This is a genomic window from Anaerobacillus alkalidiazotrophicus, assembly GCF_001866055.1.
This window is the reverse complement of the sequence record NZ_MLQS01000001.1, coordinates 128,658-144,789: the sequence shown is the minus strand read 5'-3', so window position 1 is coordinate 144,789 and position 16,132 is coordinate 128,658. Positions and strand designations below refer to the sequence as shown.

Here is a 16,132-nt window from a genome sequence, read left to right as displayed (position 1 = left end):
GTGAAAATGAAGACCTGGTAGTAAATCTTTGAAACTCGCAATTAAAATGCAAATTCACGGCAGTAAGGTACAGTTAAATGAAAAATAAAAAGCAAAAAAAGCGCGATCCCTAATAGGACGCGCTTTAAATATAGATTAATTACCACTTTAATGCATTTAAGTCCACTTCTGGAACTAACCCTTCTTTTGCAGCACGACCAAGTAATGCTTCGATAGCTGCGAAGCCATCTTTTCCTAAGTTTGCAGAAAATTTATTTACATACAAATCTATATGTGCTTGAGCAACTTCAGGAGATAATTCTTGGGCGTGACCCATGACGTATTCTAAAGAAGCATCGGGATTTTTCCAAGCATATTCTACGGATTGGCGGATTGAGTTAGCCAAAGCATCTAAATCTAATGTGCGACGGGCGATAATTGCTCCAAGTGGAATAGGTAAACCAGTGTCGTTTTCCCACCATTCTCCTAAATCAGTGAGGAGTGACAAATCATATGTATGATAAGTAAAACGTGCTTCATGAATAACTAAGCCTGCATCAACCGATCCATCGCGAACCGCCGGCATAATCTCATGAAATGGCATGACAACTATTTCTCCTACACCACCAGGCACTTTCTCGGCTGCCCATAATCGAAATAGTAAATAAGCTGTTGAGCGTTCACTTGGGACAGCAATCCGTTTACCAGAAAGGACGGAAGGATCAGAAAAATTATCCTTTGATAAAACTAGAGGACCACAACCACGTCCTAGTGCCCCGCCACAAGGTAGCAATGCATAATCAGATTGTACCCATGGTAGGGCGGCATAAGATATTTTTAATATATCAAATTCATTTTTTTGTACAGCTAGTTTATTTGTTACATCAATGTCTGCATAAGTAACATCCAACTTAGGTGTCCCTGGAATTAAGCCATGTACTAATGCGTGAAAAATAAAAGTGTCGTTAGGACAAGGTGAAAATACAATGTTCAATTTAGCACCTCCGGTAATATTGAACTTACTTTTTCTAGTGCTTCTAGTGCCTCTTTTATTTTCCAGGCACTTCGATCACGAGGACCAACTGGATTTGAGATCGTCCGAATTTCTAAACAGGGAATGTGAAATTCTTTAGCTGCTGAGGCAACTCCGAACCCTTCCATAGCTTCAGCGGTGGCACCCGAAAATCGCGCAGCCAACTCTTGGGCAGTTTCCTCGGTTCCAGTAACAGTAGATAAAGTAAGAATGGGCCCTGTTTTAACAATCATTCCCGAATTCTTTAATGTTTCCGTTACTTTAATGACTAATTCCCGGTCTACTGAGACCCGAGAAAAACCAAAACCTAATTCTTCAACCGTACTAAACCCATCAACTGTTTGGGCGCCAAGGTCAGCTGCAATGATCTCAGAACTTACTACAACTGAACCAGTTTCTGCTTGATTACGAAAACCACCACCGATACCAGCACTAATTACTACATGAAAATTGGAAGTTGCTAGTGCTTTTGTTGTAGTGATTGCTGCAGCTACTTGTCCGACCCCAGCTACAATAACATCAAACCTACTGTCACCATTTAGTCCACGTAACACAGCTTCTTGTTCAGCTTTAACAGCTGTCATAATTAGTACTTTTCCATTCATAAAATTTCTCCTTCTTCGGAATGATAGGTATGTAGAATTCATCCCACTATAAAGGTATCTTATTTCTTTCCATCATGTAAAGGCTTAAGTCCACAAAAGATGTCGTCTAAGTCTCTTACTTAGTTACAAATTGTTTTTTCGTCGTTTATTACTGTTTTTTATTCTTTCACCAATACTACGAATTTTTTTTTCCATTTCCTCAGTTGCCATTTTTCCGGTTAGAAACTTTTCGTGTATTTTTTCCTTCATAACAGCTTTACTTAACCTATCAAAGTGATCCATATTAAAAACACCCTTTCTACTTTTCTATTAATTATGATCCCTAATATTTTACAGATATAACCAGATGTTGGAGGGGGGTTACTAATAATTTTTACAATTTTGAAAAGTAAACCTTTACATTAAGGAAAAGTACTTAAGTTGTAAAAAAAAATAGAAATAACATCTGTTAGGTCTGCTATAATTAATCACCGGTATAATCAAATTTAATTTTAAACCTGGAGGGTTATAAAATGTTTGGCATATCATCATTGTTATCAGAACCTTTAATACTTATCTTTTTCGTTTTATTTATAGGCTCATTTATTGGGCAAGTAGAGTATAAGGGGATAAATTTGGGAGCTTCAGGAGTTTTGCTTTTTGGTATGGTGTTAGGACATTATGGATATCAAATCCCTGCTGTCGTCCAAAATCTAGGATTAAGTTTATTTATAGTTGCAGTAGGGCTGCAAGCCGGACCAAGATTTTTTCGGATGATGAAAAGTAGTGGGTTAGTATTTGGAATTTTAGGATTTTTAATTATTGTTATAGCATGTTTAACGACCATTTTAGTAGGGAAGTTTTTTAATCTTTCGGCACCGTTGACAATTGGTTTGATGACGGGTGCATTGACAAGTACTCCTGGATTAGCTGCGGCTCTAGAGGCGACCAATGACCCGATTGTGTCAGTAGGTTACGGAATTGCTTATCCTTTTGGAGTAATTGCTGTTGTCCTATTCGTTCAACTGTTTCCGAAAGTTTTAAAAGTTGATTTACGCAGAGATTTAAACAAAACTCTCAGTCCTGTTAAACATAAAAGTTCTCTCAAAAAAATGGCTATAGCTATAGAAAAAAATAATATCCATAAAAAGACGTTAAAAGAACTACAATCAATGATTAAGAGTAATGCGGTAATTAGTCGTGTAATTAGGGGAGATCGTAATTTTCTTGGAAGAAATGATACAGTTCTATTAAAGGGGGATGAAATAATTGCTGTTGGTTACCCTGAGGACTTATCTAAATTAGAGGTGGCTGTTGGTTCAGAAGTAACATCTAATGTTAATTTTAGAGATAACTTAAAGATGCATCGTGTCGTTGTTGATTGCCAAGAAATGATTGGGAAAAATCTACGAGAAATAAAATTACGAGAAAAATATAGTGTTACTGTTACTAGATTAGAAAGAGGTGGATATGAATTTAATCCTAGTTCAAAGTGGCGCTTTGAACGTGGGGATGTGCTATCTGTTGTTTGTAGTCCAGAAAGAATTAAAGCAGTACAGGAATTGTTTGGGGCAAAGCAACATCAAGAAGTAAATGTGCATATTTTCTCAATAAGTATCATTTTATTAATCGGTATTCTTGTAGGAATGATTCCTATTCACTTGCCCTGGCTAGGGACTATGACATTAGGAGTTGCAGGAGGTCCATTATTAGTTGCTATTATTATTGGACATTTTGGAAAATTAGGTCCAATAAAAGCGAGATTTTATCAACCTTCTAATCGAGTTATTAGGGATATTGGTCTTGTGTTATTTTTAGCAGGAGCGGGTACAACTGCTGGTCAAGGTTTAGTAGAAGTCATTGAAAAAGAAGGATTTGTATTAATTATTGGTGGTGCAATTATTACGATTGTTCCGTTAATTACAGCATTTATTATTGCTAAAAAACTATTTCATTTAAGTATTATCCATTCATTAGGGGCAATTTGTGGTGGAATGACGAGCACACCAGGATTAGGAGCCTGTAACAATTTGATAGATACAGAGGATCCTGCGATTGCTTATGCTGCGGCTTATCCAATTGCTTTAATTTTTATCTCGATAGCTTCACAACTATTAGTGTTGATTTTGTAGCGGAATGAATACTTTCGACACGTACTTTTCTAATCTAATAAACATTTTAAAAGAGTACTCTTAGCTAAATTTGGAATCAAATAAGACATATACTGTAAAAAATCAGAAATTTCACTAAGTTTAGAGACTATTTTAGTTAGTCTCTTTTTTTTTACTAGAAATTTTCTAGATGATTTTACAAAAAAACTAAGGTACTTGTTTAATATTTAGAAAAACCAAGTTATTTTACGTTTATAAAATATGTTAAAATAATTTAATTAAACGTTATTAGAGGAGTTTTGTTGCATGAAAAAAGCACTCATAGTCGTCGTTCAGTTATTTTTTCTTTGGCTCTTAAATGAGTTAGGGTATTTTCTAGTGAATACATTCAATTTGCCTATACCTGGAAATGTATTAGGGATGGTATTGTTATTTATTCTTTTATTGACTGGTGTTGTTTCATTAAAATGGGTAGAGGAGGCTTCATCTTTATTAATTAAGCATTTAGCATTCTTTTTTATACCGATTGCAGTTGGATTGATGAGTTTTGGTAGTCTATTTATACAACATGGTATTACTCTTGCTAGCATTGTAATTGGTAGTGCTGCTATTGGTATTTATGTTACAGGGATGATATCTCAGACACTAGCAAAGAAGAAGGAAGGTGGAAATGTTGAACATGAGCGTCACCCTATTTAGTATTGCAATTACAGTAGGTGCTTATCTCCTTTCTAGAAAAGTCGGAAAAAGGTATCCATCTCCTTTTACAACTCCTGTTTTTTTTAGTACGACAGTTATTATTGTAGTGTTACTTTCCTTTGAATTAACATTTGAGGATTATACATTAGCAAAAGATATCATGACTTTTTTATTAGGGCCTGCAACAGTTGCCCTTGCCGTCCCTTTATACAAAAATCGTGAAATTATTAAGAAACATAGTGGACCTGCTTTAGTAGGTATGATTTTAGGTACACTGTCAACGATTTTAGCAGCTGTACTTTTAGCGAAGCTTTTTACGCTTTCTAGCGAGTTGGTAGCTTCATTAAGTGTAAAATCAGTAACAGTGCCAGTGGCGGTGGAAATTTCAACGATTATTGGGGGTGACCCTGCATTAACAGCGGCATTTGTGGTTGCTACTGGTGTACTCGGAACGATGATAGGTCCGTGGTTAATGAGTGTAACAAAAATTGACCACCCACTTTCAAGGGGGTTATCACTTGGAACAATTTCCCATGGTCAAGGGACTGCACAAGCTGCAGTAGAAGGAGAATTACAAGGTGCCGTAGCTGGAGTAGCTATGGGGTTAGCGGCTATTTTTACATCTGTCGTTGTTCCGATAATCATTCCATTCTTTATATAATAAAAAAACTCCCTGCCGAATACTATATCTAGTTAATTTGGTACGTTTGTAACTAGATATAGATTCGTGTGGGGAGTAAAAAATTATGGAATTCGTTCAATAGATTGAATTTTTTTAAAAAATAAAATTTTTTTTAGGGATTTTGTAAGTTTTGGTATTAATTTTATAAGAATTACGTTATGATAATAGTGAAAAGTCTACTAGGGGAGTCCATAATGCTTGGATTGAGAAAAGAATGCGTTAAATTCTTTGACCCTTGGAACCTGATCTGGATGATACCAGCGGAGGGAAGTAGTAAAAACAAGAAGGTTGACGGGAATACGTATATCTTTTGTCGCTTTCTTTGATTTTTCTTACATCCAATCGGGTTCTGTATTCAGAGCCCGATTTTTTTATTTTATACTTTATAGATATTACGCCACGATATCGTATCTAGCTGAATAGGTTAATTTAGATTATGAATTTCACTCTATTAAAAAGTATAAAATTTGTAGGATAATAGTTTAGGTAGCTAAGGCTTTTACCAATAATAACTTGGTGTATAGCTAAGTCTACTTATAGAAAAATCATTTCCTTTATAGTTGGTGTATCTTCAGTCACAAATTTAATTTGAGGAGGAAGTTACGTTGTCAATGCAAAAAGAAATGTCTATTGAATTAAAGTCACAATTTGCAGCAAGTAAAAAAGTTTATGTTGAAGGTTCAAGAAAGGATATTCAAGTACCTATGAGGGAAATTGAGCTTTCAGCGACTACTGGAATTGCAGGGAATTCAGAGAACCCTCCCGTTCGTGTATATGATACGAGTGGTCCTTATACGGATGTAAGCTATGAAGTTGACGTTCGTAAAGGGTTACCCCCAATTCGAAAACAATGGATTTTAGAGCGAAATGATGTGGAGGAGTATGATGGGCGTGAAATAAAACCTGAAGATAATGGTTTTAAAGAAAACGATCCACGCGCAAACCTTGAGTGGTTTCCAAACACAAGCAGCAGACCGCTTCGTGCAAAAGCTGGAAAATGTGTGACGCAAATGCATTATGCAAAACAAGGCATTATAAGTCCTGAAATGGAGTTTGTAGCGATTAGGGAAAATTTGGATCCGGAATTTGTCCGTGACGAAATTGCTCGTGGGCGCGCAATCATTCCTAACAATATTAATCACCCAGAAAGTGAGCCGATGATTATCGGACGGAACTTTCATGTGAAAATTAATGCTAATATCGGAAATTCTGCGGTTACTTCGTCAGTTGAAGAAGAAGTAGAAAAAATGACATGGGCAACTCGTTGGGGTACGGATACTATTATGGACTTATCAACGGGTAAAAACATTCATACTACACGGGAGTGGATTATTCGTAATTCCCCAGTACCTGTAGGAACGGTACCTATTTATCAAGCTTTAGAAAAAGTGAATGGGATTGCTGAGGATCTTACTTGGGAAGTGTACCGTGACACGTTAATAGAGCAAGCGGAACAAGGTGTTGATTACTTCACCATTCATGCGGGAGTATTACTTCGCTACATTCCTATGACAGTTAATAGAATGACTGGAATTGTCTCTCGTGGTGGTTCAATATTAGCACAATGGTGTTTAGCTCACCACGAGGAAAATTTCTTATATACTCACTTTGAAGAAATTTGTAAAATCCTTAAAGCGTATGACATTGCTGTTTCCTTAGGAGATGGCTTACGCCCAGGGTCAATTGCTGACGCTAATGATGATGCTCAGTTTGCTGAACTAGAAACATTAGGAGAACTAACAGAAATTGCTTGGAAACATGATGTTCAAGTTATTATCGAAGGCCCAGGACACGTGCCGATGCATAAAATTAAAGAAAATATGGATAAACAGCTTGAAATTTGTAAAGAGGCACCATTTTATACTTTAGGTCCACTTACAACAGATATTGCTCCAGGTTATGATCATATTACATCAGCGATAGGTGCAGCGATGATTGGTTGGTATGGAACGGCCATGTTATGCTATGTAACACCGAAAGAACATTTGGGTTTACCTAATAAAGAAGATGTTCGAGAAGGGGTTATTACTTATAAAATTGCGGCTCACGCAGCTGACTTAGCTAAAGGTCATCCAGGTGCTCAAAACCGAGATGATGCTTTATCAAAAGCACGCTTTGAGTTTCGCTGGCATGATCAATTCAACCTTTCTCTTGATCCAGAACGCGCACGAGAATTCCATGATGAGACTCTTCCTGTAGAAGCGGCTAAAACGGCTCATTTTTGCTCTATGTGTGGACCAAAGTTTTGCTCGATGAGAATTTCTCATGATATTAGAAACTCTGCGAATGAACAAGGAAAATCGGATGCTGAGATCATTGACGAAGGAATGAAGCTTAAAGCAAAGGAGTTCGTAAATGATGGAGCAAAGCTCTATAAATAACAGTAACAATATTGAACAGGTAAAAAGAATTAATGCGGAAATTCAAATTCTAGATATGAAAAAGAAGCAGCTACAACATGAGTTAAAAACTATTCAAAATAATTGTTCTCATGATTTTGTTGAAACAGAGCTAATGCGAAAATGTCGCAAATGTAAATGGACGGAAAGTGTTTATTATTAAATATTCTTAATGTTTCTCTATAATTTTGAGATGGAACTTTTTTTACCTTAAGAGTAGGATAAGTACCTTAACGAAAACTAAAAATATAAAAGCAAAAAAGCAGCAGTAGTAATTACTGTGCTTTTTTGCTTTTTCCACCGGTTAGTAATTAGAAAAGTAAACGAAAGGTTCTAATTAGCCTAGTAATGTAACCCTTATAATATTCTGAAGATAAATGGAAAACGATAGTAATCCCCTTCATATGCCTTAATTGCAGCTACAATAGTCAATATAAATGCACCAATTGCGACAATGGCTAGAAGAAAAGCACCAATAACGATAATGATTAATATCGCACTAACAATTGAGTAAACCGTAAACGAAATTAAGAAATTAAAGTACTCTCTACCGTGGTGATCGATAAATTGTGACTCGTCTTTTTTTAATAACCAAATGAGGAGTGGGCCAATAAATGCTGTGAAAAAGCTAATAAGGTAAATCAGCATGGCTAACGTACGCTCATCTTTTTCCACCATTAAATCACCTCCTTAACCTATTTTTATTCATAAAATAAGTTAATGTACCTTTTTTCTTTAAAATACTTTTGCTTACTCATCATTTATAATGTAGATTTGCTATAATAGAACTATTGTATTTAGATTAATATACGGAATAGATAAGGATGGTTTCATGAGTATTCTTTCAGTAGAGAATTTACATAAAACATATGGAGATAAAACGTTGTTTGATGATCTTTCTTTTACAATTTCATCAAGAGATCGAATTGGTCTTATAGGAGTAAACGGAACAGGGAAATCAACCCTATTAAAGATATTAGCTGGAATTGAGTCATACGACAAAGGTAAGATCACACATGCTAATCAATTTCATATCGAATATTTACCGCAACAACCAGAATTAGATCATTCGCTAACTGTATTGGAACAAATTTATTTTGGAGATTCAGCAATTATGGTTGCGATGCGGGAATATGAGGCAGCTATTGCCGAGTTAGAAAAAGAACCAGAGAGTGAAAAGTTGCAAATGCGACTTTTACAAAAGCAACAAAAGATGGATGAATTAGAAGCTTGGGAGGCAAATACCGTTGCAAAGACGGTTTTAACTAGACTAGGGATTACCGACTTTTCTAAATCCGTTGCACTTTTATCGGGTGGTCAAAAAAAACGTGTTGCGATCGCAAAAGCACTTATACAAAAGGCTGATCTCCTAATATTAGACGAACCGACAAACCACTTAGATAATGAAACGATTGAATGGTTGGAAGTTTTTTTATCTCAGTATAAGGGTGCAATGCTGTTAGTTACCCATGACCGTTATTTTTTAAACCGAGTCACGAATCAAATTTTTGAATTAGATCTTGGGAAATTATATACGTACGAAGGAAACTATGAGGTCTTTTTAGAAAAGAAAGCTGAACGAGAAATTATTGAGGAACAAAATGAAGAAAAACGCCAAAATACGTTACGGAGAGAATTGGCATGGCTACGCCGTGGTGCAAAGGCTCGAACAACAAAGCAAAAAGCAAGAATTCATCGAGTCGAAGAACTGAAGGAACAAAAAGGACCTGTGGCTAAACAAAATGTTGAATTTTCAATTGGTTCGAAGCGTCTTGGAGACAAAGTTATTGAAGTCGAGAGAATAGCTAAAGCATTTGGGAGTTCGAATCTTATTAATGATTTTAGTTATTTAGTTGTACCTGGAGAGAGGCTCGGTATCATTGGTCCAAATGGGAGTGGTAAATCGACGTTATTAAATATTCTTGCTGGACGTTTGGAGCCTGATAGTGGGACGCTTGAAGTAGGAGAAACAGTAAAGATTGGTTACTATACTCAAGGTGACGAAGAGATGAATGGTGATTTACGTGTTGTTGAATACATTAAAGAAATTGCTGAGGTTGTTCATACTTCAAATGGTCAAACTATTACAGCAGAGCAAATGCTTGAACGATTTTTATTTTCAAGAGCGATGCAATGGACGTATATTCGTCGTTTATCAGGCGGAGAGCGCCGTCGTCTTTATTTGTTAAAAATATTAATGACTGAGCCTAACGTATTGTTTCTAGATGAACCTACAAATGACCTAGATATTCAAACATTAAGTATTTTGGAAGACTATTTAGAAGGGTTCCCTGGAGTAGTAATTACGGTTTCACATGATCGCTATTTCTTAGATAGAGTAGTGGATCGTTTGCTCGTATTTAATAATGGGACTATAAGTCGTTTTCAAGGAAGTTATTCTGAATACATGGAGAAGGAAAAAGAACGACAAGAAATGGTTTCAGCAGTTCAACAGGTGACAAAACAGGAGCAACCACGGAAAGAACGAAAGAAAAAGTTATCCTATAAAGACCAACAAGATTGGGATACTATCGAAGACCGCATTGCTGCTTTAGAAGAAAAGAAATCAAATTTAGAAGCGGAAATTGTTGAAGCAGGCAGTGACATTGGACGTATTAATGAATTGTTTGCAAAACAAAAAGACGTAGAAGTTGAACTAGAATTAGCGATGGAACGGTGGGAAGAGCTGTCATTGTTAGTTGAAGAGATTGAGAATAGTTGATATTTTGTAGGGTAGGGATCTAACTGAGGTTAGGTCCCTTTTGGCAATCATTAGCGCGTATCCTAATTAAACTGAAGCTTATTGAAAAAGTCTTACATCTCGTTCCATAAAAATAAAAGAGTTTCATTCTCTTTATCATTTCTGATACTAATGAGAGAACGTAACGTTAGTTCTCTAAATTGTATAAAAAAATGATTCATTTAAACCGGATATATTTACTCAATTTAAATGTTTCTAAATAAAATCTTGTAACAGGATGGGCTTGTCTTAAATTGTAAATACTTCCTATGAACTGCGAAAAGGGAAAGTCGATCTACTCTTATTCTGGTACATAGAGCATTCAGGAGGCTATAAATGAAGGATATATGAGCTACCCTTTAATATAATAACCTCCCTATATAATTCAAATGGCATGTGGGTGTCTCCTCCTCATATATATTATGAAAAAAAAGAGGTGCGGTGCCTGTCCGATAACTGGAAAGTAAATAGTTGTTATTTTCCATTATTGTTCCAAAGATGGAAGCTAAGCTTATCCTGCAACATATAGAGCAACTGCCAGAAAAGGAAAGACATGACCTCATCGCCATCTAGAAAACTATTATCAAAGTAAAGAATTGGAAGCCGTCTCTAGTATTGATTTTCAAACAGATCAAAACTAAGAAAGTCCCATGTCCATTCTTGGGTAAAAAAACAAATACATGTAAAAGCTATGACGAACGTCCAATACCTTGTAGGACGTACTTGAATTATTGCAATCCACAAGTTTGTGCTGATAATTATATTCCTGAGGAAGTGTTTAGCTATGAATTTTTATATGAATACTATATTTATGCAGTAGTTAATACAATCGAAGAGACTATAGTAGATAACGAGAATGACCCTATTATTTTTCCTGACGATGTTTATGAAGCTAACTACTTACCCTTGTTCCAAAAAGAGTTATTGCAAATGTAGTGAAAGGTAGTCAAGTTTTTTTATGGGCCCTGCCTCATACTAGATAAGTTTTAGGTGCGGTACAACTGCCTAAAGATCAAGAGAAACTTGTATTGATTTACTTTAAATTTTATTGGGATGTGTGCAACGAAGTCATAATAATGGTCTATTGAATACAGGAATAAAACTTTATCCCACTCTTAAGGGACAAGTAAGACCCCCACCTCAAAACTTAAGAAAATCGAGAAGTTTAGGTGGGGGATAAACTGCCCCTAAAGGTTCGATATAGAATAACTTTCATCAGTGAAGCTGATGATTAGTTATTCTTATGCCCGTGGTATAAGTTGAACTAACAATCAGTGGGGGATGAAGGAAAACCCCCACTGATTGAAGCTCAGCTTTATAGCTAACAAAGCTACTTCAATCGGTTAAATCCATAAAGAGGTAGCTTTTCTTTGATTTAGCCCATTTTTCAAAAAAATAAGCACAAAATTAGATAAAACCCTATATTTTATATATGAACTTGATAAGTGGGGTGAATAGATGGCAGTCATTAAAGTAAATCAAAAAGATCGCGAAATGTTGGCAAGGCTAATACGAGCCGAGGCTGAAGGTGAAGGCGATTTAGGGATGCTTAAAGCGGGTAATGTTATGGTTAATCGTGTTCGTTCAACATGTCTTGATTTTGTTCATATTAGAACAGTACCGGAAATGACATTTCAATCACCAGGAGGATTTGAGGCGGTCCTTCATGGTTACTTTTATCAACCAGCGCGAGAACATGAATTGCGTTTAGTAGATAGGTTAATTAAAGGGGAACGTCATCATCCAGCTGAATTCTCATTATGGTTCTTTAGACCAGATGGACCATGTCCTGCGCAATGGTGGGGACAATGGAACTCTGGAAGGTATAAAGAACATTGTTTTTATACACCTCTAGCTAGTGAATGTCCAGAAGTTTATTCCGTATTCTAAATTAAGATTGGAGATGTTCTTATGTATTATCAACCAAACCAAAATAATAGTTATCAATTGCCAACAAATAATCAAATTGTTTCCCCTTACGTAACTCAAAATCAATATCCTCCTACAGGAAGTTGCACAAGTCAAAGTACTAGACGAATTCCTATGCATACATTACCTCAAGTTCCTGTAGAAGGAATGTTACCATTAGAGATGTCTTATATTGAAAATATTCTTCGCCTAAATCGAGGGAAAATTGCTAGAGTTTATATGACGTTTGACGGTAGAGCACCTGAAGACAGACAGCAAATGTTTGAAGGTATTATTGAAGCTGCCGGAAGAGATCATATAATATTAAGCGATCCTCAAACAGGCCAGCGTTATTTATTACTTATGGTTTACTTGAATTATGTGGAGTTCGATGAAGAAATTGAATACGACTATCCGTTTAGATAGTATATTTAGATAACACAAAAAAACGCTGGATTTCAATATCTAGCGTTTTTAATTTTACTAGATAGTTCCATTACCTACGGTTAAATTTACTATTAGACAAGCTACGGACTTCAATTACTACATAAAATAAATATCTAAATGGATCATTGTGCTTTGCTTCTACGGTTATTCTTCGCACAACTACTTCACAACCTTACTCACGGACAGATTGGTTCTTTTACATCAATAAGCAAGGCAATTATGTAGGTTTTCTGTGAAGCATAAATAATTTCAAGCTGGTTTGTGTGCTTATGTATTTAGAAGCAATATTAACCATGTGGTAGCTTGCTAGAATCATATGAAAAATCAAGTGAAAAAAAAGCGAATTTTGTGAAAACTAGCAAAAAATTTTTAGTGAGAAAATAAAACCTTTTAATATCAACGATGGAAGCGTTTTAAAAACAGACAAAGTTTGTTCACTGTTTCACAAAGTTTTTTATGCTACAATAAACTCAAGAAAGCAAAAGGAGCTGATAACAAATGATTTTATGCGAATGGAAAGAGTTTTCAACTGATACTGAGACATACACACAAGAGATGTTTGAAGAACTTGTTGAAGACGAATTTGATGCAATGCTCTTTGAAGATGGTAAGGATTTTCCTTCATATATATGGACATCTAACTATGTTTGTATAATAAAAAAGAATTCAAGAATGTACAATGATATTTCAATAACAAAAATTCAAAGAAATCCAGTGTGTGAGTAATTTTTTTTAAAATAACTTGCTCATTGCTTCACATAAATTTGTTTTAAGTAATTTTTTTAAAATAAAAAATGCTCATCACTTCACAATTAATTAAGGATTTATTTTAAGGAGGATTTATTCATGGGAATTGTAGAAAAAGAAGTGGAAAAACAGAATGATGTTACAACAATGATTAACAAGCTTGTGGAAAATGGTCAGAAGGCATTAGAAGAATTTCTAAACTTAGACCAAGAAGCAATCGATAAGATTGTTAAAGCAATGGCTTTAGCTGGTCTTGATCAACATATGCCACTAGCAAAACTTGCTGTTGAGGAAACAGGCCGTGGTATTTACGAAGATAAAATTATTAAAAACATTTTTGCTACTGAGTATGTGTACAACAACATTAAGTATGATAAAACTGTTGGGGTCATTGACGATAACCCAAATAATGGTTTAATTCAAATTGCTGAGCCTGTAGGGGTAGTGGCAGGGGTAACACCTGTAACAAACCCAACGTCTACAACGATGTTCAAAGCAATGATTGCAGTTAAAACAAGAAACCCAATTATCTTTGCTTTCCACCCATCTGCACAAAAATGTAGTAGTGAAGCAGCTCGCATTGTTCGTGATGCAGCGGTAAAAGCTGGTGCACCAAAGGATTGCGTTCAATGGATTGATGCACCGTCAATTGATGCAACACAACAATTAATGAACCATGCTGGTACTGCATTAGTACTTGCTACAGGTGGAGCTGGAATGGTTAAGTCTGCTTATAGCACAGGGAAACCTGCATTAGGTGTAGGACCTGGTAACGTTCCTTGTTATATTGAGAAAACAGCTACTGTCAAACGTGCAGTTAATGATTTAATCCTTTCTAAATCATTTGATAATGGTATGATTTGTGCTTCTGAACAAGCGGTTATCATTGACAAAGAAATTTATGAAGAAGTTAAAAACGAAATGATTGCTAATAACTGCTACTTCTTAAATGCAGAAGAAAAGGCTAAAGTAGAAAAGCTAGTAATCAATGAAAAAGCTTGCGCAGTTAACGCTGAAATCGTAGGTAAACCAGCATTTGAAATTGCTAAAAAAGCAGGTGTAAATGTTCCTGAGTATACAAAAATCCTTGTTGCGGAATTAACAGGAGTAGGACCAGATCACCCACTTTCAAGAGAAAAATTAAGCCCAGTATTAGCTTGCTATAAAGTTAACTCTACAGAAGAAGGTTTCAAACGTGCAGAAGAAATGCTAGAGTTCGGTGGATTAGGGCACTCTGCAGTTATCCACTCAAATGATGATGAAGTTCTCAAAAAATATGGACTTAGAATGAGAGCTTGTCGTATTATAGCAAATGCTCCATCATCTCAAGGTGCAATTGGTGACATTTACAATGCGTTTTTACCATCACTAACATTAGGTTGTGGTTCATACGGTAAAAACTCTGTTTCACAAAATGTAAGTACTGTTCATCTATTAAATATTAAACGTCTCGCGAAAAGGAATGTTAATATGCAATGGTTTAAAGTTCCACCAAAAATTTTCTTTTACAAGCATTCGACTCAATATTTAGCAAAAATGCCTAATATCACAAAAGCATTAATTGTAACAGATCCAATGATGGTTAAACTAGGATATGTTGAAAAATTAACTTACTATTTAAGACAACGCCCTGACTACGTTCAAGTTGAAGTTTTCTCAAATGTTGAGCCTGATCCATCTTTTGATACAGTAATGGCTGGAGCAGAAATGATGGCTAATTTCCAACCGGATTGTATCATTGCCTTAGGTGGTGGTTCAGCAATGGACGCAGCCAAAGGTATGTGGGTATTCTATGAGCATCCAGATGCAGACTTCCATGGCTTAAAGCAAAAATTCTTAGATATTCGTAAACGTGTTGTGAAATATCCTAAATTAGGTCAAAAAGCTCAATTTGTAGCTATTCCAACAACATCTGGAACAGGTTCAGAAGTAACTTCATTCTCAGTTATCACAGATAAGGCAAATAATGAAAAGTACCCATTAGCTGATTATGAATTAACTCCAGACGTAGCTATTATTGATCCGCAATTTGTTATGACAGTACCAAAAGGTGTTACTGCTGACACTGGTATGGACGTACTAACGCATGCGATTGAAGCTTACGTATCTGCTTTAGCAAATGATTTTACAGATGGTTTAGCTATTAAAGCAATTCAATTAGTATTTGAATACCTACCAAGAGCTTACCGTAATGGTAACGATGAACTTGCACGTGAAAAAGTTCATAATGCATCAACAATTGCAGGTATGGCGTTTGCAAATGCATTCTTAGGAATTAACCATAGTTTAGCGCATAAACTAGGTGCTGAGTTCCACATTCCACATGGACGTGCTAATACAATCTTAATGCCGCATGTAATTCGTTACAATGCAACAAAACCTAAGAAATTTACTGCATTCCCTAAGTATGAGCACTTTAAAGCTGACGTACGTTATGCAGAGATTGCAAGAGTTCTAGGATTACCTGCTAAGACAACTGAAGAAGGTGTTGAAAGCCTAGTTCAAGCAATCATTAAATTAGCAAAAGAGTTAGAAATTCCAATGAGTGTTGAAGCTTGCGGTATCAATAAGAAAGACTTTGATGCAAAAGTAGATGTTTTAGCTGACCGTGCTTTTGAAGACCAATGTACAACGGCTAATCCGAAACTTCCTCTTGTAACTGAATTAGCAGAGATCTACAAGCAAGCATATAAAGGTGTTTAATAGATTTAAATAAAGGACTGTCCTAGTGACAGTCCTTTTCTTTATACGTTGAGCGAAAGTATAAATTTTTAGCAAAGTAGCTTATCGACGATGTTAAAAA

At 35.7% G+C, this 16,132-nt stretch carries 15 protein-coding genes, 1 pseudogene and 1 riboswitch; of the genes and pseudogenes, 12 read left to right on the top strand and 4 right to left on the bottom strand.

The window, feature by feature from the left end:
* Window positions 1–139: 139 nt before the first annotated feature.
* From BKP45_RS00670 to BKP45_RS22310, 3 genes are all read right to left on the bottom strand, one after another.
* Window positions 140–973, bottom strand: coding sequence for a 1,4-dihydroxy-6-naphthoate synthase (locus tag BKP45_RS00670; protein WP_071387946.1), 834 nt, complete (start codon window positions 971–973; stop codon window positions 140–142).
* The gene (locus BKP45_RS00665) at window positions 970–1,617 is read right to left on the bottom strand and encodes a futalosine hydrolase (RefSeq protein WP_071387945.1); all 648 of its coding nucleotides are present in this window, start codon (window positions 1,615–1,617) and stop codon (window positions 970–972) included. Before BKP45_RS00665 ends, BKP45_RS00670 begins: the two co-directional genes overlap by 4 nt.
* Window positions 1,618–1,740: 123 nt before the next feature.
* Entirely contained in the window at window positions 1,741–1,899 is a 159-nt protein-coding gene (locus tag BKP45_RS22310; RefSeq protein ID WP_169824038.1) for a hypothetical protein, read from the bottom strand.
* A 230-nt stretch (window positions 1,900–2,129) separates the two neighbouring features.
* On the opposite strand from BKP45_RS22310, the gene BKP45_RS00660 reads away from it, so the two are divergent.
* The 5 genes from BKP45_RS00660 to BKP45_RS00640 all read left to right on the top strand — a co-directional run bounded on the left by BKP45_RS00660 (window position 2,130) and on the right by BKP45_RS00640 (window position 7,650).
* Window positions 2,130–3,728, top strand: coding sequence for an aspartate:alanine exchanger family transporter (locus tag BKP45_RS00660; protein ID WP_071387944.1), 1,599 nt, complete (start codon window positions 2,130–2,132; stop codon window positions 3,726–3,728).
* A gap of 285 nt (window positions 3,729–4,013) precedes the next feature.
* Complete coding sequence (locus BKP45_RS00655) at window positions 4,014–4,406, top strand: CidA/LrgA family protein (protein WP_071387943.1); 393 nt, start codon at window positions 4,014–4,016, stop codon at window positions 4,404–4,406.
* Complete coding sequence (locus tag BKP45_RS00650; protein ID WP_211272938.1) at window positions 4,387–5,067, top strand: LrgB family protein; 681 nt, start codon at window positions 4,387–4,389, stop codon at window positions 5,065–5,067. Before BKP45_RS00655 ends, BKP45_RS00650 begins: the two co-directional genes overlap by 20 nt.
* Window positions 5,068–5,259: 192 nt before the next feature.
* Window positions 5,260–5,374, top strand: a riboswitch (TPP riboswitch).
* 325 nt (window positions 5,375–5,699) lie between these two features.
* Window positions 5,700–7,469, top strand: a complete 1,770-nt coding sequence (gene thiC / locus BKP45_RS00645; protein ID WP_071388995.1) for a phosphomethylpyrimidine synthase ThiC — start codon at window positions 5,700–5,702, stop codon at window positions 7,467–7,469.
* Window positions 7,444–7,650 (top strand): hypothetical protein, encoded by a 207-nt coding sequence (locus tag BKP45_RS00640; RefSeq protein ID WP_084787486.1) that lies wholly within the window; start codon window positions 7,444–7,446, stop codon window positions 7,648–7,650. Before thiC ends, BKP45_RS00640 begins: the two co-directional genes overlap by 26 nt.
* 194 nt (window positions 7,651–7,844) lie before the next feature.
* On the opposite strand, the gene BKP45_RS00635 is transcribed toward BKP45_RS00640, so the two are convergent.
* Window positions 7,845–8,165 carry a DUF4870 domain-containing protein gene (locus BKP45_RS00635; protein WP_071387941.1) on the bottom strand — a complete coding sequence of 107 codons (321 nt, stop codon included), beginning with the start codon at window positions 8,163–8,165 and terminating at the stop codon, window positions 7,845–7,847.
* 154 nt (window positions 8,166–8,319) lie between these two features.
* Here BKP45_RS00635 and BKP45_RS00630 point away from each other — a divergent pair, with 154 nt between their 5' ends.
* From BKP45_RS00630 to adhE, 7 genes and pseudogenes are all read left to right on the top strand, one after another.
* Window positions 8,320–10,209, top strand: coding sequence for an ABC-F family ATP-binding cassette domain-containing protein (locus BKP45_RS00630; RefSeq protein WP_071387940.1), 1,890 nt, complete (start codon window positions 8,320–8,322; stop codon window positions 10,207–10,209).
* A gap of 633 nt (window positions 10,210–10,842) precedes the next feature.
* Window positions 10,843–10,944 (top strand): annotated as a pseudogene (locus BKP45_RS23470) (YkgJ family cysteine cluster protein); the annotation flags it as partial.
* Between the two features lie 6 nt (window positions 10,945–10,950).
* On the top strand, window positions 10,951–11,163 hold the full coding sequence (locus BKP45_RS21935) for a hypothetical protein (RefSeq protein ID WP_071387939.1): 213 nt from the start codon (window positions 10,951–10,953) through the stop codon (window positions 11,161–11,163).
* Between the two features lie 522 nt (window positions 11,164–11,685).
* On the top strand, window positions 11,686–12,117 hold the full coding sequence (locus tag BKP45_RS00620; protein WP_071387938.1) for a cell wall hydrolase: 432 nt from the start codon (window positions 11,686–11,688) through the stop codon (window positions 12,115–12,117).
* 21 nt (window positions 12,118–12,138) lie between these two features.
* Window positions 12,139–12,561 carry a spore coat protein GerQ gene (gerQ, locus tag BKP45_RS21335; protein WP_084787484.1) on the top strand — a complete coding sequence of 141 codons (423 nt, stop codon included), beginning with the start codon at window positions 12,139–12,141 and terminating at the stop codon, window positions 12,559–12,561.
* Window positions 12,562–13,080: 519 nt separating this feature from the next.
* Window positions 13,081–13,308, top strand: coding sequence for a hypothetical protein (locus tag BKP45_RS00610; protein WP_071387937.1), 228 nt, complete (start codon window positions 13,081–13,083; stop codon window positions 13,306–13,308).
* Between the two features lie 120 nt (window positions 13,309–13,428).
* Window positions 13,429–16,032, top strand: a complete 2,604-nt coding sequence (gene adhE / locus BKP45_RS00605) for a bifunctional acetaldehyde-CoA/alcohol dehydrogenase (RefSeq protein WP_071387936.1) — start codon at window positions 13,429–13,431, stop codon at window positions 16,030–16,032.
* The last annotated feature ends 100 nt before the right edge of the window (window positions 16,033–16,132 follow it).